Consider the following 626-nt stretch of genomic DNA (forward strand, 5'->3'; position numbering starts at 1 on the left):
CAAAATATCAAAACACACAAAGCCTTCTTTTTCAAAAATATCCGCCCAGTAGGCTGGTGGCTGCTCATTTACATGATGTGTGCCACCTTGATAGGGAATAGCAGCAGAAAAAAGCACAATATCAGAAAGCGAAGTAAGAAGTTTTATAAAATTATGCGCGTATTGCTTAGGCAAATGCTCGGCGACTTCTAGGCTTTGGGCTAGAGCAAATGGTTTGCCCCCCCCCCCCCGATATTATTGGCGTCAGTGTATTTTGTCATGATTTCTTTGATGATAGAATCTGCATCATGTGTTAGATTGACTTCTTTATAAGATTCTAGTGGTATTTCATAGAGTTTTTCATCTGCGGCATTGCCATCGATGCCAAATATTTTTATGCTTGGATTTATCTCACTCCACGCACGAAGCCAAGTGCCTACACCACAGCCCACATCAATGACGCTTTTTATCTCGCCAAAAAGCTCTTGGACTTGTGGAAGCATGGTTTTTGCGGAAGCATAAGAACTGCTTGCCTGCCCTTTATAAAACTCATCATCATAAAGCTCATGTATTTGTGCTTGCTGCATTTTTCACCTCTTTTTTGGATTTAGCTTGGGATTTTAGCATATTTTTTTATTTTTGCTTAG

At 40.1% G+C, this 626-nt stretch carries 1 protein-coding gene; it reads right to left on the reverse strand.

Features of this window, described 5'->3' with window-relative positions:
• Positions 1-200 precede the first annotated feature (200 nt).
• Complete coding sequence (locus BKN38_RS11355; RefSeq protein ID WP_066453983.1) at positions 201-566, reverse strand: class I SAM-dependent methyltransferase; 366 nt, start codon at positions 564-566, stop codon at positions 201-203.
• Between the last annotated feature and the right edge of the window lie 60 nt (positions 567-626).

It is taken from the genome of Helicobacter sp. CLO-3 (genome assembly GCF_001854545.1).
Classification (GTDB): Bacteria; Campylobacterota; Campylobacteria; order Campylobacterales; family Helicobacteraceae; genus Helicobacter_B.

Bases quoted from the DNA above. Each gene is read 5' to 3' on its own strand.
- BKN38_RS11355 (WP_066453983.1), bottom strand. From the start codon at position 566: ATGCAGCAAGCACAAATACATGAGCTTTATGATGATGAGTTTTATAAA.